Below are 21,690 nucleotides of genomic sequence, written 5' to 3' on the forward strand. Positions count from 1 at the left end.
CGGGGAAATTTGTCGACGATGAACAGTGCGGGTGAGGAGTTGGACTCTTTCGTCGTTGCCGCAGCGCAAGGCGATCGACTGGCTCTGTCCCGGGTCTTGGAACTCATCCGACCACTCGTCGTCCGGTATTGCCGGGCTCGAGTCGGTTCGGCTGAGCGTGGTCAGCTTTCGGCCGACGACGTGGCGCAGGAGGTCTGTTTGGCAGTCATGACCGCCTTGCCGCGTTACCAGGATCAAGGTCGTCCGTTCATGGCATTCGTGTACGGCATCGCGGCGCACAAGGTCGCAGATGCTCATCGCAGTGCCTCGCGTAACAAATCGGACCCGGCCGCCGAAGTACCAGATGTCGTGTCGACAGAACACGGTCCGGAGCAGCGAGCTCTGGAATCCGAGTCGAGTCGTCAGATGACTGCACTACTGGACACCTTGCCCGCCAAGCACCGCGAGATTCTGGTGCTCCGACTCATCGTCGGATTGTCGGCCGAGGAGACGGCAGCTGCGGTCGGCAGCACTGCAGGCGCTATCCGCGTGGCTCAGCACCGAGCTATCGCAAAACTGAAGAACGAAGTTGTGAGAGCAGGTGAAATGTATGGCTAGGGACAATGGTCACGGTGGCCCCGGTGAGACCCCGCGTCGCGGAATCTCGCGTATCGGAGAGCACGTGACACCCACTGGACCGAAGCAGAACGATCCCTATGCCGACATCGGCGCAGACGGTGGTCCCGTGGACCTCGTCGCCGTTCGTCGTGACGATGCCTTCATCGACGCGATCAGTGGTGACGGACCGATCGCAACCGATGATGCGGACGATTACCAACTCGCGCTCCTGCTCGCCAATTGGCGAGCGGACGTGATCACACCGTCCATGCCGGCCGGTCCTTCTCTCGACACCGTTGTTGCGGCCGTCGAGCGCGAGAAGGTGGCAGCCGACATGGCTCGATCCAGCGCGGCGAACCGCGGGGGCCGGATGCGTCTGTTGCGTCCGCTCGCCGGTGCCGCCGCCGCGATCGCAGTCGTGTTGGGCGGTCTGGTGGTCATCTCGTACAACTCGACGCCCGAGGATCCGCTGTGGAGCGTCAAGTCGGTCGTGTTCTCCGAGCAGGCCGATTCGACTGTCGCGCAGATAGATACGACATCGAAGCTGCAGGAGGCGGAGAACCTTCTGTCGTCCGGCGATGCCGACGCTGCCCGCGCTCTTCTCGACAACGCATCGAACCGCAGTTCCGCGGTCATCGACGATGCTCAGCGAGCCGAACTCGACCAGTGGCTGGCCCGTTTGCTGCAGGAGTTGCAGGCCATGACGGTGCCGCCCGTGGTACCTCCGATGGGTGTGGCCCCGGCAGCCCCGTTGTCGGTGCCCAGCCAAGCAACTCTGGTTCCGACGGCTCCGGTGGAGACGGTTGCACCGGAATCCACCGCGGTTCCGAGCACGCCGAATCCGGAAACGACGACACCGGTCAGCCCGCCCGTCACCACGAGTCCGAGTCCGACGACCACCGACGTCACGCCGACGGTGCTCGACAACCCGAATCAGCCGACGGCCACTGCCAGTGGCAGTTCGCCCGAGAACGGTGACCGCATGTCGGTTCCGTCCGGCGGAAGCTGAGCGACAGGCCCTGTTCGACGACGCAGACCGTGAACAACGAAGAAGCCCGACACGATGATCGTGTCGGGCTTCTTCGTTTGTCTGGGGTCTCAGCTCTCGAAACCGTCTCCGTGCAGAGCGTCGTTCATGGATGCGTCGGCGAAACCACGGCAGTAATCCCACGTGACGTACGCGTCGGGCACCGGGTCGTAGGCCGGCTCGTGCGGGCGCACGGTGCCGTCGACGAGCAGCTGCAGCAGATTCGCACGCAGCATGTCCCAGTCGTGGTAGTGGTCCTGCTGGCAGTCTTCGCAGCACACGACGAGTCCACGGATACCGCGGTGGCCGAGGAGTGCCTCGTAGACAGCGAGGTCCGCCAAGTCTTCTTCTACGGCCAGCCGTTCTTGGGGATCGAGAGGCTGGCCGGGCTCGATTGCATCGAGGGCGGCCGACGGGTCGGCGGGGTCTCCGGCGAACGGATCCGGGGGTAGACCGGGAGGCAGTTGATCGCGCACGCCTCCACGGTACGCAGAACTGGTGGGTCTGCGCCAGCCGTTCGAGCGCGACATGCCGGACGATCCGTACCGCCGGACCCCGTCGGGTCTTCGATTCGGTGCCTCCGAGCGTCCGCAGCGGGAGGCGTGCGCACTGATTGTGCCGCAGGCCGATACCATGGTTCCCGGCGCTGAACAGATGAGTGCAAGTGCCGAAACTCCATCCGTTCTCCAACACCGCACCGCGGTGCGCCTGCGAGCTCTCACCGGCCGCATGCCGCGCCCACGATGCAACCAGGCTCTAGGGAGGGCCAGATTCGTATGAGTAGTCCCGGAGCCCACGTCCGCACAGGCGGCGACGATCCCAACAAGGTCGCGATGCTCGGCCTCACGTTCGACGACGTCCTGCTGCTGCCGGCCGCTTCGGATCTGATCCCCAGCGCCGTGGACACGTCCAGTCAGATCACCCGCGAGATCAGGCTGCGAGTCCCGCTGGTCAGTTCTGCGATGGATACCGTCACCGAGGCGCGGATGGCCATTGCGATGGCACGTGCAGGCGGCATGGGTGTGCTGCACCGCAATCTCTCGCTGCACGATCAGGCGTCTCAGGTCGAGACCGTCAAGCGCTCGGAGGCCGGGATGGTCACCGACCCGGTCACCTGCAAGCCCACCGACTCGCTGGCCGAGGTCGACGCGATGTGTGCGCGCTTCCGTATCTCGGGGCTCCCGGTCACCGACGAGACCGGTGCGCTGGTCGGCATCATCACCAACCGCGACATGCGGTTCGAGGTGGATCAGAACCGTCGCGTCGCCGACGTCATGACGAAGGCACCGTTGATCACCGCGCAGGAGGGGGTCACCGCCGAAGCGGCCCTCGGCCTGCTGCGTCGCCACAAGATCGAGAAGCTACCGATCGTCGACGGCAAAGGCGCACTCACCGGCCTGATCACGGTGAAGGACTTCGTCAAGACCGAGCAGCACCCGGACGCCACCAAGGACCGTGACGGTCGTTTGCTGGTCGGAGCAGCGGTGGGCGTCGGGCAGGATGCCTGGGCCAGGTCGATGGCACTGACCGATGCCGGCGTCGACGTCATCATCGTCGACACCGCGCACGGCCACAATTCTCAGGTGCTCGAGATGGTCAGCAAGCTCAAGGCAGAGGTGGGCGAGCGCGTTCAGGTCGTCGGCGGAAACGTCGCCACCCGCGCGGGCGCACTAGCCCTCGTCGAGGCCGGTGCCGATGCGGTGAAGGTGGGCGTCGGACCCGGATCGATCTGCACCACCCGCGTGGTCGCCGGCGTCGGCGCTCCGCAGATCACCGCCATCCTCGAAGCCGTGGCCGCGTGCAAGCCGCACGGTGTGCCGGTCATCGCCGACGGCGGTATGCAGTTCTCCGGTGACATCGCCAAAGCACTCGCCGCAGGCGCGTCGACCGCGATGCTCGGATCGTTGCTGGCCGGCACCGCCGAGTCTCCGGGTGAGCTGATCCTGGTCGGTGGCAAGCAGTTCAAGAGCTACCGCGGCATGGGCTCGCTCGGTGCGATGCAGGGACGCGGGGGAGCGAAGTCGTTCTCGAAGGACCGCTACTTCCAGGACGACGTGCTGGCCGAGGACAAGCTGGTTCCCGAGGGGATCGAGGGACGCGTCCCGTACCGGGGTCCGTTGAACCAGGTCATCCATCAGCTCACCGGTGGGTTGCGCGCTGCCATGGGGTACACCGGGTCGACGTCCATCGAGCACCTGCAGCAGGCTCAGTTCGTGCAGATCACCGCGGCCGGTCTCAAGGAGAGCCACCCGCACGACATCACGATGACCGCTGAGGCTCCGAACTACACCACCCGATAGTCGCGTCGGCCCCTGGTGGCCGAACGATTCGCTCTCGAAGTAGAAAGGTGCGCGCGTGCGCGACCTCGTTGAAATCGGCATGGGCAGAGAAGCCCGCCGCACCTACCAGCTGGACGATGTCGATATCGTGCCGTCTCGGCGGACCCGGTCGTCCAAGGAGGTGTCGACTGCCTGGCAGCTCGACGCTTACCGGTTCGACATTCCGGTGCTCGCCCATCCGACCGACGCGTTGGTCTCGCCTGCGTTCGCCATCGAGCTCGGTAAGCAAGGCGGGCTCGGGGTGATCAACGGTGAAGGGCTGTGGGCGCGGCACGCCGACGTGCAGGCCAAGCTCGATCAGTTGATCCACATCGCCGAGACCGATCTCGATCCCGACGCACCGATCGCATTCTTGCAGGAACTGCACGCTGCGCCGTTGCAGCCCGATCTGCTGGCCGCCGCAGTGGGCCAGGTGCGTGATGCAGGTGTCACCGTCGCTGTACGAGTGAGCCCGCAGAACGCCCGTGCCCTGACGCCTGCTCTGATCGCATCGGGTCTGGATCTGCTGGTCATCCAGGGCACGATCATCTCTGCAGAGCACGTTGCGCACGGCGACGACGAGCCGCTCAACCTCAAGACGTTCATCGCAGAGCTCGACGTCCCCGCCATCGCCGGCGGCGTCAGCGATCACCGGACAGCGTTGCACCTGATGCGCACGGGTGCGGCCGGCGTCATCGTGGGCTACGGCTCCGTCGAAGGTGGCACCACCACCGGTGAGGTGCTCGGCATCGGTGTTCCGATGGCCACTGCGATCGCCGACGCGGCGGCCGCACGTCGGGACTACCTGGACGAAACCGGTGGACGCTACGTGCACGTCATCGCCGACGGCGACATCACCACGTCCGGCGCACTGGCGAAAGCCATTGCCTGCGGCGCAGATGCTGCGGTGCTCGGCGCGCCGTTGGCCGTGGCCGCCGAGGCTTCCGGTGGCGGCTGGTACTGGCCGTCCGCCGCGGCGCATCCGTCGATGCCGCGTGGCGCCTTGCTACCGATGTCCGCGGGGGAGCGTCCGAGCCTCGATCAGGTGCTGCACGGACCGTCGCGTGAGTCGTACGGCTCGATCAACCTCGTCGGCGGATTGCGTCGCTCGATGGCGAAATCGGGCTACTCCGATCTCAAGGAATTTCAGAAGGTCGGCCTGAACGTTCGGGCCTGACAGAACCCCCATACGACAGGGCGCGCACTCGATCTCCGGGTGCGCGCCCTGTGTCGTTCGTCGGGCATGTCCCGGTAAGCCGACCCTCGGTTGGTGATACCTTCCGTAACAGCTAGAATCGCTTGTGGCGGTAGTCACACAGCGATGTGCATACTGTTCGACAGGTAACGGACGTAGCGGAGGTCACCATGGGTTCAGCTGGACGCGCAACGGATTACGACGTTCTCATCGTCGGTTCGGGCTTCGGTGGAAGCGTCACCGCGCTTCGGCTGGTGGAGAAGGGATACCGCGTCGGAATCCTGGAAGCCGGGCAGCGATTCGAGGACAAGGACTTCGCCAAGAACAGCTGGGATCTCAAGCGCTTCCTGTGGGCACCCAAGCTGGGTCTCTACGGCATCCAGCGGGTGCATCTGCTGCGCGACTGCCTGATCCTCGCCGGTGCAGGGGTCGGCGGCGGATCGCTGAACTACGCGAACACGCTGTACAAGCCGCAGGCACCGTTCTTCGAGGACAAGCAGTGGGCGCACATCACCGACTGGAGCAGTGAGCTCTCCCCGTTCTACGACCAGGCCACCCGCATGTTGGGTGTCGTGCGTAACCCGCACATGACCCCCGCCGACGAGGTGATGAAGTCGGTGGCCGAGGACATGGGCGTTGCCGACACGTTCATTCAGACCCCGGTGGGCGTGTTCTTCGGAGACGAACCCGGTAAGACCGTCCCGGACCCGTACTTCGGTGGTGCCGGCCCCGAGCGCACGGGATGCATCGAATGCGGCGAGTGCATGACCGGGTGCCGCCACGGTGCCAAGAACACTCTGCTGAAGAACTACCTCGGGCTGGCCGAACGTGCCGGAGCCGAGATCGTGCCGATGACCACGGTCACCGGCCTGAATCCTCGGTCCGACGGCACCTGGGACGTCGACACCGAGCGCACCGGGGCGCGTCTGCGCAAGGGTCGCAAGACGTACAGCGCTGCCAATGTCGTGCTGGCAGCCGGCACGTGGGGCACGCAGAACCTCCTGCACAAGATGAAGGACACGGGCACGTTGCCGCGGTTGTCGGACACTCTCGGTGAGCTGACCCGCACCAACTCGGAGTCGATCGTCGGAGCCGCGAAGTTGGCGGTCGATCCGAACATGGATCTCACGCGCGGCGTCGCCATCACGTCCTCGTTCCACCCCAGCCCCAACACCCACATCGAACCGTGCCGCTACGGCAAGGGCTCCAACGCGATGGGCATGCTGCAGACCTTGATGACCGACGGCGGAGGAAAGATTCCGCGTTGGCTCAAGTTCGTCTTCGCGCTGATCGCGCATCCGATCCAGTTCGTCCGCGTCGTCAACGTCCGGCACTGGAGCGAGCGGACCATTATCGCACTGGTGATGCAGAACCTCGACAACTCGATCACCACGTTCACCAAGCGGGGCCCCTTCGGTCGCAAGATCTCGAGCCGCCAGGGACACGGTCAGCCCAACCCGACGTGGATTCCTGAGGGCAACGACGCCACTCGGCGCATCGCGAAGAAGATCGGCGGCGTCGCGGGTGGGACGTGGGGCGAGCTGTTCAACATCCCGCTCACCGCACACTTCCTCGGCGGGTGCGCTATCGCCGAGGACGCCCAGCACGGTGTCATCGACCCGTACCACCGCGTCCACGGCTACCCGACTCTCAGCGTGGTCGACGGTGCGGCAGTCTCGGCCAACCTCGGAGTCAACCCGTCGCTGACCATCAGCGCGCAGGCCGAGCGGTCGGCGGCTCTGTGGCCGAACAAGGGCGAGTCGGACCTGCGTCCGGCGCAGGGCCAGCCCTACCAGCGCCTCGATCCGATCGCTCCGAACTCGCCCGTCGTGCCCGTCGACGCACCCGGCGGCCTGCGGCTGCCGATCGTGCAGATCAGGTCCGGTTCGGCGGCCATGCCCGTCGAACATTCGGGTGTCGCGTGAGCGATTCGGGTGCTGCGAGTACACCGAAGCCGTCCCACTAGACTGACCAGGTGACCGACTCCTCTGCACACGATCCCGCACACGCACGGCCGGTTCTGGTCGTCGATTTCGGAGCCCAGTACGCACAGCTGATCGCCCGCCGGGTGCGCGAGGCCAGCGTGTACTCCGAGGTCATCTCGCACACCGCGACCGCCGAGGAGATCGCCGCCAAGGATCCCGTTGCTCTGGTGCTGTCCGGTGGGCCGTCCAGCGTCTACGCCGAGGGTGCACCCGAACTCGACTCCGCTCTGCTCGAACTGGGCGTCCCGGTATTCGGTATCTGCTACGGCTTCCAGGCCATGGCGCAGGCGCTCGGCGGAACCGTCGAGCACACCGGAACGCGTGAGTACGGGCGTACTCAGCTCAGCGTCGACGGCGGCCGCCTGCACGACGGTCTGCCGTCCACCCAGCCGGTCTGGATGAGTCACGGTGACGCGGTCACCGCTGCTCCCGACGGCTTCACCGTCACCGCGACCAGTGCCGGGGCTCCGGTTGCTGCCTTCGAGAACGAAGAGAAGCGGATGGCGGGTGTGCAGTACCACCCCGAGGTACTTCACTCGCCACACGGACAGCAGGTCCTGAGCCGATTCCTGCACGAGACCGCCGGAATCAAGCCGGACTGGACCGCCGCGAACATCGCCGACGCGCTGGTCGACGCCGTCCAGGAGCAGGTCGGTCCGACGGGCAAGGCGATCTGCGGCCTGTCCGGTGGTGTCGATTCCGCGGTGGCCGCGGCTCTGGTGCAGCGTGCGATCGGTGATCGGCTCACCTGTGTCTTCGTCGACCACGGCTTGCTGCGCGCAGGCGAGCGGGAGCAGGTGCAGCAGGACTTCGTAGCCGCGACCGGTGCCAAGCTCGTCACCGTCGACGCGGTGGACACCTTCCTCGGCGCGCTCGACGGGGTGTCGGATCCCGAGGAGAAGCGCAAGATCATCGGCCGCGAGTTCATTCGCAGTTTCGAGGGTGCCGTCGCCGAGGTGCTGGGAGAGAACGCAGAGCACGGTGATTCCGTCGAGTTCCTGGTGCAGGGCACCCTGTACCCGGACGTCGTGGAGTCCGGTGGCGGTTCGGGTACCGCGAACATCAAGAGCCATCACAACGTCGGCGGACTGCCCGACGACCTGCAGTTCGCGTTGGTCGAGCCGTTGCGGGCGCTGTTCAAGGACGAGGTGCGCGCCGTCGGACGCGAGCTGGGCCTGCCCGAGGACATCGTCGGCAGACAACCGTTCCCGGGACCCGGACTGGCCATTCGCATCGTCGGCGAGATCACCGCGGACCGACTGGCCACGTTGCGTCACGCGGATTCGATTGTCCGAGAAGAGCTTACGGTCGCAGGCCTGGATCAGCAGATATGGCAGTGCCCGGTGGTGCTGTTGGCCGACGTGCGCAGCGTCGGCGTGCAGGGAGACGGTCGTACCTACGGCCACCCCATCGTGTTGCGTCCGGTGTCGAGCGAGGACGCGATGACCGCGGACTGGACCCGGTTGCCGTACGACGTGCTGGAAACGATTTCGACTCGGGTGACCAACGAGGTTCCGGAGGTCAACCGAGTCGTACTCGACGTCACGAGCAAGCCGCCGGGCACCATCGAGTGGGAGTAGCGGGTTCAGTGCTTTCTGCTGGGACCCAGCAGTAAGGCCGCACCCACCACTACCGCAGCGATGACGAACACCCAGCGGAACTGAACCTCGGCCAGGGCGGTGACGGCGTCCTGGCCGATCAGCGCGGCGATCGCCACGATCAGCGCGGCGAGTCCGGCGAGGAACAACGGAGCCGATGGGCCCTGCCTGCTCGAACTCTGTGCCGCGGTGTCCGAAGAACTGTCGCCGTGGCCGTATTCGGTGTGAATCCCGTTGTCGCTCATTGCTGCACCACTTTCAGTTCTCCGAATGTCGCATCGCCTTCGATCGTCAAGACCGGCGCGTCGGGTCGTGCGTCCTTTCCGGCGCGGACGCCGGGATCACCGCACTCGGCCGAACCGAATTCGGCGTTGCATTTCGTCTCGATGCTCATCGTGCTCGGTACGGTCACCACGGCACTGCCGAACGTCACATCGATCGCCACAGTCTTGTTCTCGGTGAGCGTCAGGCCGGTGAGGTCGAGGTCCAGTTCACCGAAGCCGACGTCATAGGCGGGGGCAAGTGCGGCGGCGGTGGTCGGGGCAACCCGTTGCGCGCCCGACACACTGTCGTCCAGATTCACCGGCCCGACAACCGATGCCAGGATGACGAACCCGGCCAGCGGCGCGCCGACGACCAAAAGGCCGTAGCCCTTTCGGAGAAATGCGCCCAGGATCAGACCCACTGCGATGATCGACAACGCGACGGCACCGACGCGGCCCGGAGTGATCCAGTCGGAACCTGTCAGTGCTCCGAGCCCGGTGGTGACGGCAGCGCCGAGCAATGCAAGGCCGAGAAAGCTTGCCGTCCAACGCGATCGACGTTTACGTTCGATCGGTGCCGGTGGGAAGATGCCGGCCGGTTCGGGGAGGTCCCACGCAAACGGTGCCACTCCCAACGGGTCCCACGACGGAGGTGTCACGGCCTGGGGTGTGGTCGGAACGGCAGTGGCAGAGGTACTTTCGGCACGTGTGCTCTTGGTGAGGTCGACGGTCGGTGCAGTACCGGATTCCGATACCGGCTGTGTTGTCTGTGTTGTCTGCGGTGTCGGCTCGTAGCTCTTGGGTAGCGTCGTGTACGGGGTGTACTGCTCGTACTGGAACTGCGGCGGCCGGTATTGCGCGGCGGACCACTGCTCCGCGGAGGTGGTGGTCGAGCCGAAGGTGGTCGGTGCGTACTGCTGCCGGGTGAATTCCGCTGTTCGCAGGTACGGCGGCGGCTCGGGGCAGCGCTGGTGAAGCAACCACAGTCCGCCGAGCATCGCCGCGAGAGAGATCACGCCGGATCCGCCGAGTCCCACACCGGCCGGACCGAGTGTCGACAGTGCGATCACCAACGCGACCGCCACGACGACGGTCTTCGTCGTCGAATCGGAGCTGTGCCCTCGGCCCACCATGGATTCGACCCCCGAGGCGGAGTCGCCGGCGCGGCTGAGGACCAGCCACGCCGCCAGGTACAGCACGATTCCGGTGCCGCCGAAGAGGGTGGACACGACGAATGCGACCCGGATCAGTACGGGGTCGACGTCGTATCGGTAGCCGATACCGGCTGCTACACCCGCCACGTGTCCGCGTTGCGGCAAGCGGTGCGGACGGGTGCGCCACATCTGCTGTAGCTGATCCGAGACGGTCACGTTGTTCATGATGACCATCGTGTCGGCTCGAACCTCGGAACACATCAGGGATTCCCCTGATCTCGTACCCCGGACTTGCACCCGGGTCTGTTGCAAGGGCGAAAGATCAGGGCGAACCCTGATGCGGTACCGCCCTCGGCCGTGCCAGGATCGTGGGCGTGCACCCTGTCGACAATCCAGCCGTTGACGCCGCCGTCGGCGCGTCCGCCGCGCCCGGTGCTGCGCCGTCGACCCGTCCCCTCCCGCCGCACCCTGTCCTTGCGTCGGGTTCGGCTTCTCGTGCAGCGTTGGAACGTTCGGCCCCCGCACCGTATCGACGCCGCGGAGGCGGTCGTATCGTCGGCGGCGTCGCGGGCGGACTCGCCGATCATCTGGGTGTCGACGTGTTCAAGATCCGGGTGGCGTTCGCGTTGCTCGCGGCGTCCGCCGGTGCAGGGATCGTTGCGTACGGCCTGATCTGGATGTTCACCCCGGTCGGTGACGACACGGCACGCCCGAGCGCTACCGAGCGGCAACGAGCATTGGGACTGGCCGCCATCGGCCTCGGACTCGCCGTCGGGCTGGCCTGGTTGCTCAGTGGTACTGCGGCATCGGTTGTCGTGCCGGTCGTCGTGGTCGTCGTCGGTGCTGCCCTGGTGTGGCGAGAATTCGATGCCGAGGGGCCGCGGACGGCGCTGGGGCTGCCCAAGCAACCGACCGTGCTCAGCTGGGCTCGTGTCGTCGGCGGCGCGACGTTGATCGTCCTGGGCCTGGCCGTGGTGGTGTTGGCCCGCGTCGATCTCGCGTCGCTTCGGTCGTCCCTGTTGGCCGTGGTGGTCACCCTCGTCGGAGTCGGTCTGTTGACGGTGCCGATCTGGTTGCGGACCTGGCGTGCGCTCGGGGCCGAGCGATCGGCGCGTATCCGAAACGACGAGCGTGAAGAGATTGCGTCGCATCTGCACGATTCGGTGCTGCAGACGCTGGCGCTCATTCAGAAGCAGGCGGATCGGCCGCAGGAGGTCATGCGGCTGGCGCGTGGGCAGGAGCGAGAACTGCGCAAGTGGTTGTTCGACGGCGGCGACACAGACAACTCGAGCTTGGCCGATGCGCTCAAGACCATCTCCGGCGAGGTCGAGGATCAACATGGCGTGACGGTCCGTCCCATCACGGTCGGGGACGTGCATCTTTTGCCGGACGACGTCGAATCGGGGTTGTCGCGAGAGAGCTTCACTGCGCTGCTGGGGGCCACTCGTGAAGCTCTGGTCAACGCGGCCAAACATTCCGGTGAGACCAACATCGATCTGTTCGCCGAAACCGAACCCGAGCAGGTCAGTGTCTTCGTCCGCGACCGCGGTACGGGCTTCGACGAGTCTGCGGTGCCAGAGGACCGACAGGGACTGGCCAAGTCCATCCGTGGACGAATCGAACGCCGCGGCGGTTCCGTACAGGTGCGGTCCACAGTCGGTAAGGGAACCGAGGTACGAATCTTCATGCCACGCAACGGCGGGGCAGTGACCACCGAATCCGAATCCAACCATCAGGAGCAGCCGACGTGACCGACCCTTTCCGCGTTTTTCTGGTCGACGACCACGCGGTGTTTCGCTCGGGAGTACGCGCCGAACTGGGCCGTGAGGTGGACATCGACGTCGTCGGGGAAGCAGGCGGAGTCGCCGAGGCGGTGTCGGGGATCGATTCCACCAAGCCCGACGTGGTGCTGCTGGACGTGCACATGCCCGACGGTGGTGGCGTGGCCGTGCTCAACCGAATTGCCGAGGGCCCGGTGTGCTTGGCGCTCAGCGTGTCCGACGCAGCGGAGGACGTCATCGCCGTCATCCGGGCCGGCGCGAGGGGGTATGTCACCAAGACCATCTCCGGCTCGGAACTGGCCGATTCCGTCCGACGCGTAGCCGGGGGAGACGCGGTGTTCAGCCCGCGTCTTGCCGGCTTCGTCCTCGACTCGTTCACCGGCCGCAGCGCAGCGCCCGAGCCGCCGTTGGATCCGGAATTGGATTCGTTGACGCCCCGTGAACTCGAAGTACTGAGGTTGCTGGCGCGCGGCTACACGTATCGGGAGATCGCCGAGGATCTGTTCATCTCGGTCAAAACCGTCGAAACGCACGCGTCCAATGTTCTTCGGAAGACCCAGCAATCGAACAGGAATGCACTGACGCGGTGGGCGCACAAGCGTCGAATCGATTAGGCCGTCTGCGTTGGGCTTGACCTTCGACCGACGCGAAGCTTCAGGATTTCGACATGACTGATTCGGACGAAGAATTCCTGACCATCGGTGTGTTCGCTCGCGAGAGCGGGCTGACCCCCAGCGCGCTGCGGTTCTATGACGATTGCGGCTTGCTGGCCCCGGCGTCCATCGACGCACAATCGGGTTATCGCTACTACACTCGCGCACAATCGAAGCGGGCGAACATCATTCGCCAGCTGCGCGAGATCGGGCTGCCACTCGACAAGGTTGCCGCTGCCCTCGACGGCGATGGAACTGCCGCCATCGAGATCGTGGATCGACACGTCGAAGCTCTGGCTGCACAGGCGCGGGCGGCAGCCGAGGCAGCAGTGTCGATTCGCCGGTTGTTCGACGAAAAATACTGCACGGCAACGGTATCAGCCGAGGATTTGGCCTCGGCGATGGCGCAGGTCTCGTCGGCGGCCGGGGCGAGCCAAGAATTTCCGGTACTGCAGGGCGTACTGATCGAGGTGGACGGAAGTAGCGTCACCCTCACCGCGACGGATCGGTATCGATTGTCCACGCGCAGTTTCGTCGCGCAGTGCTCGCCCGGACTACCGTGGTCGCGAATCGTAGGCGTCGGATCCCTCGAGGCCGTCCCCGCCTCGGGCACCCTCGTGCTGACGCGAACCGACGAGTCGATGGTGGTCGACTCCGACGGTTCTCGGGTGGCGGTGAACACGGTCGACGGTGAATTCCCCGACTGGCGCACGATGATGGACGGTCTGGCTCCGACTGTGACGAGGGTTGTGCTGCAACGAGATTTCGTTCCCGTTGATGGCGGTACCCTGCGCATCGTGGCCGGGCCCGACGGTTTCTCGGTCGATGGTGTTCCGGTTCCTGCACGGGTGACCGGTTCACAGAGTGTGGTGTTCTTCGATGCGGCCGTCCTGCAGGCCGCCGTCGCATCGGCCGTTGGACCGGATCTGATGCTCGATATCGCTGCACCGGATCAACCGATGCTGGTGCGTTCCGCGGTCGACGGTGCTCTGACGACGTTGGTGATGCCGGTTCTCGGCTGAACGGCGGACTGCGCGGGAGTTGTTACAGCAACAGGACGACAGCCAGGATCAGAAGAATCACGACCACGACGAGTCCGCCGAGGACGGCCGTCGCCGGGATGGACGTCCGGTCGCCGATGACGTCCTCGATGCGCATGAGTGCGTCCTGGACCGGGTTCTTTCTCTTCTTCGGCAGGTCGAACGGCGGCGGTGAGTACGAGGAGGGAGTCGGATCCGTTCGGCTCTCTCCCGGTTGCACGGCGGGCAGACCGGCGATGGTGCGTCCGAATTCTCGGGACGGTCGGCGAGATTCCGAGACGGGTGTCGATCGTCTCGCCCAGGCGGGGACGACGCCGTCCGCTGAGGTCAGAGGTACTCCGCGCAACTGAGAGATGGTGCCGCGCTTGCTTATTGCGGCAAGAATGATCTCGTCACGGGCCTGGGCCATGGTGGGACGTCGAGCCGGATCGGGCTCGAGCATGTGCAGTAGTGGGCCGGTGAGGTCTCCGCTGCGAGTGGGAGAGATGATCTGCCCCTTGGCAACTCGGTGCAGGAGCGCAATCGAATCGTGATCGATGCCGAAGGGCGGCGCACCTTCCATTGCGGTGTACAACGTGGCACCGAGGGAGAACACATCGCTGGCCGCAGTGGGGTCCTGGCCGCGGGCGACCTCGGGGGCGAAGTACGCGGGGGTGCCGGTGATGACGCTGTCGTCGGCTTCCTCCACGTCGCCCTTGGCTCGAGAGATGCCGAAATCGCTGATCTTGACGATGCCCAGATCCTTGCCGCGGTCGGCGATCAGAATGTTGCCCGGCTTGATGTCGCGATGCACGATTCCGGCGTCGTGTGCTTCGGTCAGGGCGTCGGCGATCTGCGCACCGATCTGAGCGACTTCGAACGGTGGTAGTGAGTCGGTGACGCCGAGCGCCTGCGCGAGGCTGCGTGAGGACAGGTATTCCATGATCAACCACGGCTCGCCGTCGACGAGAGCGACGTCGTGCATCGCGATGGCGTGTGGGCTCGACAGGCGGGCCGCGATCCGTCCTTCGCGCATGGCCCGGTTGCGCACGTCCACTGCCTGTTCCGGGGTCAACCGGGTGGTGGAGGTGACCTGTTTGACGGCCACCTGCCGGTGCAGAAGGGTGTCGGTGGCGAGCCAGACCGCGCCCATGCCGCCACCGCCGAGCTTGCCGGCGAGACGGTATCTGCCGGCGAGGAGGTAGTCGGGCCCGACTCCCCGTCGAACACGCTGCTGATCGGTCACGTCCACAGGTTAGTGGACGATGCCGCGGTGTGCCCGCAGCAGCGGTACTACCGCCTCTACCAGGGGCTACGGCATCGCCTTGACGAGTTGCCGTCCGAACGGCTTTACTGGGTGCAGATCGAAATTGTGTTCGAATACGTCACTTCCCGCGTCCGTCGAACACCGGTGTTTCGGCTCGATTTTTCATGCAGTGAAGGGGAGTGACATGTCTGTTTCCGAGGCTGCAGCACAGGCTTCCGTACCGCCGGATGCGCTCGACGGGTTGTCGCTTCCCGAGCGGGTGGCGCTGCTACGCAGTCGGATGGCTGCCGTACCGTCTCGCGGTGAAACGGCCTCGGTGCGCATCGAGAATTCTGCTCCCGTTCGTCCCCGCCCTACCGACCCCGAATCCGACCCCGAATCCGACGCCGTCGACGGCTCGGAGCAGGTGTCGGTACCGACCCGTAGGCGGCCTGTTCTTCCGGTGCCGTCGGCGCTGATGGAGGTTCTTCCGCACGGTGGTCTGGTGCGCGGAACGGTGGCCTCGGTGTCCGGTGCCGGTTCGTTGTTGATCGGGTTGGTAGCCGCGGTGACCGGTGCCGGCGGTCATGTCGCCGTCATAGGTCAGCCCCGCTTCGGACTTCTGGCTGCGGTGGAGATGGGCGCGCAGCTGAGCAAGCTGGCTCTCATTCCCGATCCCGGCCCCGACCCGGTGGAAGTGGCGGCGATCCTGCTCGACGGTGTCGATCTCGTCGTCCTCGGTCTCGGTGGCCTGTCGGTACCACCGACTCGGGCCAGGGCAGTAGTGGCGCGCGCCCGCAGCAAAGGGTCGACGTTGGTGGTGACCGACGGGCACTGGGACGGAGCCGAGCTACGACTCGACGCGTCGGTGCACGGCTACGACGGCCTCGGCACAGGCCGTGAGCTGGGGCGTGGCCGGCTGCGCGGGGTTCGATTGTCGGTGTGCGCGCGGGGTAAAGCGATGCGTCCTCGTACGGTTCGATTCGACTTGCGTGCGGAGAACGGCCGCATCGAATGGCATGCCGAACAGCAGGAGTCGAATCCGTTGTCGATCGCGGTCTCGACATGAGTACCGGCCAGTCCAACCGTGTTCTGGCGCTGTGGTGTCCCGACTGGCCTGCCGTCGCCGCAGCAGCTCAGGCCGATCTACCGGCGACGCATCCGGTGGTCGTCACGTCGGCCAACCGGGTCGTCGCCTGCTCGGCCACGGCACGGGCGTCGGGCATCAAGCGCGGCCTACGTCGCCGGGAGGCGCAGGCGCGGTGCCCCGACGTGCATGTGGCCGTTGCCGATACCGATCGTGATGCACGCCTGTTCGAGCCCGTGGTCTCGGCTGTCGCGGCCATCGCCCCCGGCGTCGAAGTGCTGCGGCCGGGCCTGTTGGTTCTTGCAGCGCGTGGTGTCGGACGGTACTTCGGTACCGAGCATCGCGCCGCGGAGCGGTTGATCGACGAAGCGTCGGCTGCAGGTGTCGAATGTCAGATCGGGATTGCCGACGAGTTGTCCACCGCAGTCGTCGCCGCGCGGTACGCACAGGTGGTGCCGCGCGGTGGTGGTGCCGGGTTTCTTTCGCCGTTACCGATCGCCGAACTCTCGGCGGAGCCCAGTATGGCCGCGGCCGATCGTGGTGAACTGGTGGATCTGTTGCACCGCTTGGGTTTACGCAGAATCGGGGACTTCGCTGCCCTGTCTCCGTCGGATGTGGCATCGCGATTCGGTACCGATGCCGTGCTGGCGCATCGCAGTGCCCGCGGTGAGCCCGAAAGGCCGCCGTCTGCCCGTGCTCTGCCTCCCGACCTGGATGTGGAGTATCTGTGCGATCCGCCGATCGACCGGGTGGATGCAGCCGCGTTCGCCGGGCGCGCATTGGCCGAGCAGCTGCACACCAAGCTTGCCGCGGCTGCTGTTGCGTGCACTCGGTTGCTGGTGCACGCCAGTACCGGCAACGGTGAGAATTTGTCGCGAATCTGGCGGTGCGCCGAGCCGTTGACGCCGGAGGGCACGGCCGATCGCGTGCGGTGGCAACTCGACGGCTGGATCACCGGACGCAGCGAGAACAAGCCGACGTCGGCGATCACCGTCCTGCGCCTCGAGCCGATCGAAGTGGTGGCAGCAGGGGAGTTGCAGCTGGGTTTGTGGGGCAGTGTCGGTGACGAGGACGACAGGGCGCGTCGGGCGTTGGTACGCGTTCAGGGTCTGCTCGGCGGCGAATCGGTGCTCGGGGGTGTTCTCAGCGGTGGACGCGGGCCGGCCGAGCGGATCACGTTGCGTCCACTGGGAGACGAGTTGGTGCCGCTGTCCGATCCATCGGCCCCGTGGCCGGGCCGACTACCCGAGCCGGCACCGGCGGCGGTGATCGAGACACGCCCGGCAGTGACGCTGATGAACCGAGCGGGTTCGGGAATCGGCGTCACCGACCGCGGTGTGTTCGATGCGCCGCCCAAGAGATTGCGGTGGGGGACCAAGGAATGGGAGTTGACGGGCCTGGCCGGGCCGTGGCCCGTCGACGAACGGTGGTGGGACAGCGGGCAAGGATCGACGGGGCCGACGGCGCGGGCACAGGTGGTGCTCGACGACGAGAGGGCGTTGCTGCTGGTGTTCGACGACGGTCTGTGGCGGGTGGAAGGAATCTACGAGTAGGAACCGCTACCGTCGGGGAAATGCAGATGATGTCCGAGACGGTCGACCTCGATGGCGTCGACATCGCGTATCGCTCGTTCGCGCCGCAGGAACACACGAGTGCGGCACCGGTGATGCTGGTGCACGGCATGGGCGGAGACAGCGGAACCTGGGATCGCTTCGCTCGGGCTCTGACCGCGCACGGTCGCCGGGTGATCACCGTCGACCTCCGAGGGCACGGCAAGAGTGCCCACACGCCCACGTACGAGTTCGACATGTTCGGCGGTGATCTCCTCGCCCTGATCGATCACCTCGGGCTCACCGAAGTCGATCTCGTCGGACATTCACTCGGTGGATACGCGGTCTCGCTCGTGGCGCAGCGTCGCCCGTCTCTCGTCCGACGCCTGGTTCTCGAAGAACTTCCGATACCGATCAGGCCGGGGGACGCCCCGCCGACCCTGACCGGGCGGATGCCGTCGGTCACCGAACTCTGGCATGCGGCGACCAGCGTTGTTCTGCATCCCCGTGCAGTACTCGCGTTCGATCGATCGATGACCGCCACTGCTCTCGAGCAGTTCCGTCGGCCGAACCCGCGGTGGTGGGAGTCGTTGGCCGACATCACTGCTCCGACGTTGGTACTTCGTGGAGGTCCGGGCGGCATGGTCGATCCGGTTCGGCTCGACGCGATGGTAGCGAGCATCCCGAACTGTCGAGTGGAGGCATTCAGGACCGGACACAGCATCCACCGCGATGGCTACTCAGCCTTCGAGGCGGTAGTTCGTCCATTTCTGACGCAGTAATCTGCTCTCATGTCGCTGACTGTGCTGGATCGGAAGCTACTGGGATGGTCGGCGTTGTTCGTCGTCTCCCAGGCCAATATCGCCCGGTTGCTCGGGCCCGCGGCACCGAAAGTGCTTGCCGTGCAGACGGCCTGGTCCGAACAGCGGTACCGGAAGATTCTGGCGAGCATGGACGAGACGGAGATCGCCCGCTTCCGCAGGCATTATCTGCCCGACTTCGTCCACCCGGCCATCTATGCCATCGCACTGCGTGCGGGTGCGAGGAGCTTGGCTGCGAAGACTCCGCTGAGCCCTACAATAACGACGGCATTGGCTCTCGCTCCCGTGGCCTCCGCTGCCGGTGACTACATCGAAAACATCGTCGGGCTGATACTGGTGGACAACCGAGAACAGATCTCCGACACCGTCGTACGGGCCACCACCGTGGTCAGCACCGTCAAATGGATACTGGCCATCGGCTCATTGACATACCTGAGTCAGGGATTTCTGCGAGTGTGGGCAAGAGCTCTGTTGCGCTGAGGAAAACCCCGGGCTAGAAGACGAAGGGCACCAATCGTTTCGAGCGTGCCATGTATTCGGTGTACGCGTCTCCCAATCCCTCGAGCATGGCCTTCTCCTCCGATGGGATTCTGCGTACGTATCCCCCGGCCAGAAATGCCACCATGGCGGGAGAAAGCCAGTTCCCGTACGCAATACAGAAACCGAGCGCACAGATCAGTGCGCCGGTATACGACGGGTGGCGAATGAACCGGTACGGGCCCGTCCGAACCACGAGTTGCTCAGGGTGTGTGTGGACCACGAAGGTGAAGGACTCTCCGAGTGTGCGAGCTGCCGAGACCCGAAGTGTCTGCCCGAGGGTTGCGGTGGCCAACCCTGTCAGGAAGACCGCCCGTCGGTGGCGGGTGCATACAGTGGCCGGTGAGATCACGCTCAGGAGAAGGCCTCCGCCATACGAGAGCACAAGGCCGCGGCCGACGGCGCGACCGGAACCATTGTCTTGATTCGAAGAGCCGGCCCGCGGCTTCCGCATTCCCATCTTGTATTCCGACCACACGAAGCCGGTGAATGCTGCCGCCAGAACAGCAGCGGCCGCACGATCGGTCACGAACAACGGCAGCTTCTCGGCGATCACGCGTGACAGCTTCGCAGACGTGGACCCGTAACGGAACATCACCCAGACCGCCCACTCCACGATCGAACGCGATCGCTGGACCCTGTGGACTGCCGTGGCCCCCTGACGTGCACGTCACCAACTGGTGCCGGGTACCAACCTGCCGATGCGGCGGACGACCTTGCCGATACGCGCGCTGGGGGTCGACGGGTCGTACGGCCGAACCCGATAGGGCACTTTCCCGTCTTCGACGGGTACCGGCGTTTCGCCCTTGGCGGCGGCCGACTCGGCAAATTTACGGTAGTGCTGATGCATCGTGCGATCTTTGCCCTTGGGGCTGAAGATGGCCCCGAACTGTCCGAGTGTTCCCAGCGGGGTGTCGATTCGCTTCGGCTTGTCGCTCAGCGCGCGGATGACGATCGCGGCTGCCTTCTCCGGTGAGAAGACAGTGCCGACGTTCTTGTCGCCCGTCGGGGTGATCATCGGGGTGTCCACCAGCGGCATGTGAATGGTCGTGTAGGTGATTCCGTCCGAGAGCGTCTCTGCTGCAGCAACATCGGTGAAACCGTCGAGTGCTGCCTTGCTCGCCACGTACGCCGAGAACCGAGGAGGGTGCCCCAGCACTGCAGCGCTGGAAATGTTGACCACATGCCCGAAGCTGCGTTCGCGCATGTGCGGCAGTAGCGCCAACACCACACGAATCGCTCCGAAGTAGTTGACGGCCATGGTGCGTTCGTAATCGTGCAGTCGGTCGGTGGAACGGTAGAGCGCGCGGCGAATGGATCGGCCCGCGCTGTTGACGAGCATGTCCACGTGCCCGTGGTCGTGCAGTATCGCTTTCACTGTTCGTTCGACCGACTCGCTGTCGGTGACATCGCACGAATACCCATGAGCGACATGGCCGTCGGCGCGAATCTGCTGGACGACCTCGTCCAACTGATCTTGGCCGCGCGCGAGCACGATGACCACCGCTCCTTTTCGCGCTGCGGCCTCGGCGCTGGCCCTGCCGATACCGGAGGACCCGCCGGTGATGACGATGTGACGTCCGAACAGCGGACCGCGTGGGTCGTCTCGGCGGTTGCGCTTGGGGTCGAGATTCTCGATCCAGTATTGCCACAGGCGGTCGGCGTACGTCCGCAGCGGCGGCGGTGCGATGGAGCTGCCCTGCAATGCTTTCTGTGTCGTTGCGGACTCGAAGACGGTCGGCAGAGTCAGATGATCGAGCATCACCGGCGGCACGCCCAGATCGCGAAGCGCAGCGTTGCGTTGTTTCCGAACCGCTGCGGATGTGGGTGACACCACGGGGGCAACCAGCTTCCCTGGGATGTCGACGATTCTGGCGCGGGATCCGGCAGCCGAAGAGAATGCGGAGTACACCTCGGCCATCGACTGAGGCTCCGGATTCACCAGGTGAAAAACGCTGCCGGACGGAGTGTCTCGGTGAACCAGTTCCACGATGGCGTCCGCGACGTAGTCGACCGGAACCAGGTTGGTGTGTCCGATCTTGGGTACCGTGATCGGCAGGACCGCAGGCAGTTTCGCCAGCTCGGCGAACAGTGGAAAGAAGTAGTACGGGCCATCGATCTTGTCTGTCGCGCCGGTCTCGGAGTGCCCGACCACGGCAGCGGGGCGGTACACCCGCCAGTCCGCGGAGCTGCCGCGAACCAGTTTCTCGGACTCGAACTTGGTGCGGTGATACGCCGTCGGAAAGTTCTGCCCCTTGTCGAAATCGTTCTCGGAGAATGTCCCTCGGTAGTCACCTGCCACTGCGATCGACGAGATGTGGTGCAGACGAGCGCCGGTCCTTTTCGCCAGTTCGATCACCGACGCCGTTCCGGCGACATTGGTCGGGGTTTGCTCGTCTCCCGCCGTGAGGTCGTAGACGGCACCGAGATGCAGAATGTGATCGACGTCGGCCGGAACGTCTTTCAGACCGAGCCCGGGTTCGACGAGATCGCCGATCAGTGGGCGGATTCTGTCGCCGCCGTCCAGATCGTCGGCCAGCTTCTCGAGTCGAGCGACCGATTGCGGTCGAACTAGTACATGGACGAGGGCGTCCGCATCACGTCCGAGAAGTCGGGGCAGCACGTTCTTACCCAGAAACCCGGTACCGCCGGTCACGATGTAGCTCGCCATGCGAGGCGACCTTACTCCTCGGTAAGTTTGACGGCTAGTTGTAATGAGCAGGGACGTTGTGGACGGCGTGGCAGCGACAGATAGGTGAGGACCTCCGGTATCGGTGTGGTTACCACAACTGCACCGACAACCGAGAGGTCCTCGTGTCACACGCTAATGCCTTGCTCACCCCGAAGGGGCGATTGAAA

19 protein-coding genes are annotated in these 21,690 nt (G+C 65.3%); 13 read left to right on the plus strand and 6 right to left on the minus strand.

All coding sequences use genetic code 11. The annotated features are described in order from the left end of the window. Positions 1–18 precede the first annotated feature (18 nt). Positions 19–597, plus strand: coding sequence for a sigma-70 family RNA polymerase sigma factor (locus CH266_RS17805; RefSeq protein ID WP_094715854.1), 579 nt, complete (start codon positions 19–21; stop codon positions 595–597). Next, positions 590–1,606: an anti-sigma-D factor RsdA gene (locus CH266_RS17810; RefSeq protein WP_051365104.1), complete on the plus strand. Its 1,017-nt coding sequence runs from the start codon at positions 590–592 to the stop codon at positions 1,604–1,606. Before CH266_RS17805 ends, CH266_RS17810 begins: the two co-directional genes overlap by 8 nt. 89 nt (positions 1,607–1,695) lie before the next feature. Here the strand turns inward: CH266_RS17810 and CH266_RS17815 are convergent, their stop codons facing one another. Then, a complete protein-coding gene (locus CH266_RS17815; protein ID WP_027496364.1) occupies positions 1,696–2,100 on the minus strand; it encodes a DUF5319 domain-containing protein in 405 nt (134 codons plus the stop codon). Between the two features lie 300 nt (positions 2,101–2,400). Here CH266_RS17815 and guaB point away from each other — a divergent pair, with 300 nt between their 5' ends. From guaB to guaA, 4 genes are all read left to right on the plus strand, one after another. Beyond that, on the plus strand, positions 2,401–3,924 hold the full coding sequence (guaB, locus tag CH266_RS17820; RefSeq protein ID WP_032365609.1) for an IMP dehydrogenase: 1,524 nt from the start codon (positions 2,401–2,403) through the stop codon (positions 3,922–3,924). 55 nt (positions 3,925–3,979) lie between these two features. Continuing rightward, positions 3,980–5,119 carry a GuaB3 family IMP dehydrogenase-related protein gene (locus tag CH266_RS17825; protein ID WP_094715855.1) on the plus strand — a complete coding sequence of 380 codons (1,140 nt, stop codon included), beginning with the start codon at positions 3,980–3,982 and terminating at the stop codon, positions 5,117–5,119. Between the two features lie 188 nt (positions 5,120–5,307). Then, positions 5,308–7,062 carry an FAD-dependent oxidoreductase gene (locus CH266_RS17830; RefSeq protein WP_032365607.1) on the plus strand — a complete coding sequence of 585 codons (1,755 nt, stop codon included), beginning with the start codon at positions 5,308–5,310 and terminating at the stop codon, positions 7,060–7,062. 50 nt (positions 7,063–7,112) lie between these two features. Continuing rightward, complete coding sequence (guaA, locus tag CH266_RS17835) at positions 7,113–8,702, plus strand: glutamine-hydrolyzing GMP synthase (protein ID WP_094715856.1); 1,590 nt, start codon at positions 7,113–7,115, stop codon at positions 8,700–8,702. A 5-nt stretch (positions 8,703–8,707) separates the two neighbouring features. On the opposite strand, the gene CH266_RS17840 is transcribed toward guaA, so the two are convergent. Together CH266_RS17840 and CH266_RS17845 are read right to left on the minus strand one after the other, a co-directional pair. Then, positions 8,708–8,965, minus strand: a complete 258-nt coding sequence (locus CH266_RS17840) for a hypothetical protein (protein ID WP_027496370.1) — start codon at positions 8,963–8,965, stop codon at positions 8,708–8,710. Further along, a complete protein-coding gene (locus tag CH266_RS17845) occupies positions 8,962–10,362 on the minus strand; it encodes a PspC domain-containing protein (RefSeq protein ID WP_094715860.1) in 1,401 nt (466 codons plus the stop codon). Before CH266_RS17845 ends, CH266_RS17840 begins: the two co-directional genes overlap by 4 nt. A 278-nt stretch (positions 10,363–10,640) precedes the next feature. Between CH266_RS17845 and CH266_RS17850 the strand changes: the two genes are divergently transcribed. From CH266_RS17850 to CH266_RS17860, 3 genes are read left to right on the plus strand one after another with little or no spacing between them, the layout of a single operon-like run. Further along, a complete protein-coding gene (locus CH266_RS17850) occupies positions 10,641–11,888 on the plus strand; it encodes a sensor histidine kinase (RefSeq protein WP_045842100.1) in 1,248 nt (415 codons plus the stop codon). Then, entirely contained in the window at positions 11,885–12,532 is a 648-nt protein-coding gene (locus CH266_RS17855; RefSeq protein WP_032365604.1) for a response regulator, read from the plus strand. The genes CH266_RS17850 and CH266_RS17855 overlap by 4 nt, the downstream gene beginning before the upstream one ends. A 53-nt stretch (positions 12,533–12,585) precedes the next feature. Then, the gene (locus CH266_RS17860; RefSeq protein ID WP_032408013.1) at positions 12,586–13,593 is read left to right on the plus strand and encodes a MerR family transcriptional regulator; all 1,008 of its coding nucleotides are present in this window, start codon (positions 12,586–12,588) and stop codon (positions 13,591–13,593) included. 22 nt (positions 13,594–13,615) lie between these two features. On the opposite strand, the gene CH266_RS17865 is transcribed toward CH266_RS17860, so the two are convergent. Continuing rightward, positions 13,616–14,836, minus strand: coding sequence for a serine/threonine-protein kinase (locus tag CH266_RS17865; protein WP_174557273.1), 1,221 nt, complete (start codon positions 14,834–14,836; stop codon positions 13,616–13,618). Between the two features lie 205 nt (positions 14,837–15,041). Between CH266_RS17865 and CH266_RS17875 the strand changes: the two genes are divergently transcribed. Genes CH266_RS17875 through CH266_RS17890 form a run of 4 tightly spaced genes read left to right on the plus strand, consistent with a single transcriptional unit; the run spans position 15,042 to position 18,774 of the window. Then, positions 15,042–15,905: a hypothetical protein gene (locus CH266_RS17875; protein WP_032408012.1), complete on the plus strand. Its 864-nt coding sequence runs from the start codon at positions 15,042–15,044 to the stop codon at positions 15,903–15,905. After that, positions 15,902–17,476, plus strand: coding sequence for a DNA polymerase Y family protein (locus CH266_RS17880; RefSeq protein WP_027496378.1), 1,575 nt, complete (start codon positions 15,902–15,904; stop codon positions 17,474–17,476). The genes CH266_RS17875 and CH266_RS17880 overlap by 4 nt, the downstream gene beginning before the upstream one ends. A 20-nt stretch (positions 17,477–17,496) precedes the next feature. Further along, positions 17,497–18,255 (plus strand): alpha/beta fold hydrolase, encoded by a 759-nt coding sequence (locus CH266_RS17885; protein ID WP_032371036.1) that lies wholly within the window; start codon positions 17,497–17,499, stop codon positions 18,253–18,255. A 9-nt stretch (positions 18,256–18,264) separates the two neighbouring features. Further along, positions 18,265–18,774 (plus strand): hypothetical protein, encoded by a 510-nt coding sequence (locus CH266_RS17890; RefSeq protein ID WP_032408011.1) that lies wholly within the window; start codon positions 18,265–18,267, stop codon positions 18,772–18,774. A gap of 13 nt (positions 18,775–18,787) precedes the next feature. Here the strand turns inward: CH266_RS17890 and CH266_RS17895 are convergent, their stop codons facing one another. Both CH266_RS17895 and CH266_RS17900 read right to left on the minus strand, forming a co-directional pair. After that, positions 18,788–19,387: a methyltransferase family protein gene (locus CH266_RS17895; protein ID WP_255175948.1), complete on the minus strand. Its 600-nt coding sequence runs from the start codon at positions 19,385–19,387 to the stop codon at positions 18,788–18,790. A 114-nt stretch (positions 19,388–19,501) separates the two neighbouring features. Then, positions 19,502–21,502: an SDR family oxidoreductase gene (locus tag CH266_RS17900; protein WP_032390003.1), complete on the minus strand. Its 2,001-nt coding sequence runs from the start codon at positions 21,500–21,502 to the stop codon at positions 19,502–19,504. Positions 21,503–21,690 lie beyond the last annotated feature (188 nt).

Origin of the sequence: Rhodococcus sp. 06-1474-1B, from assembly GCF_002258885.1 — a bacterium.
Taxonomy (GTDB): domain Bacteria; phylum Actinomycetota; class Actinomycetes; order Mycobacteriales; family Mycobacteriaceae; genus Rhodococcoides; species Rhodococcoides fascians.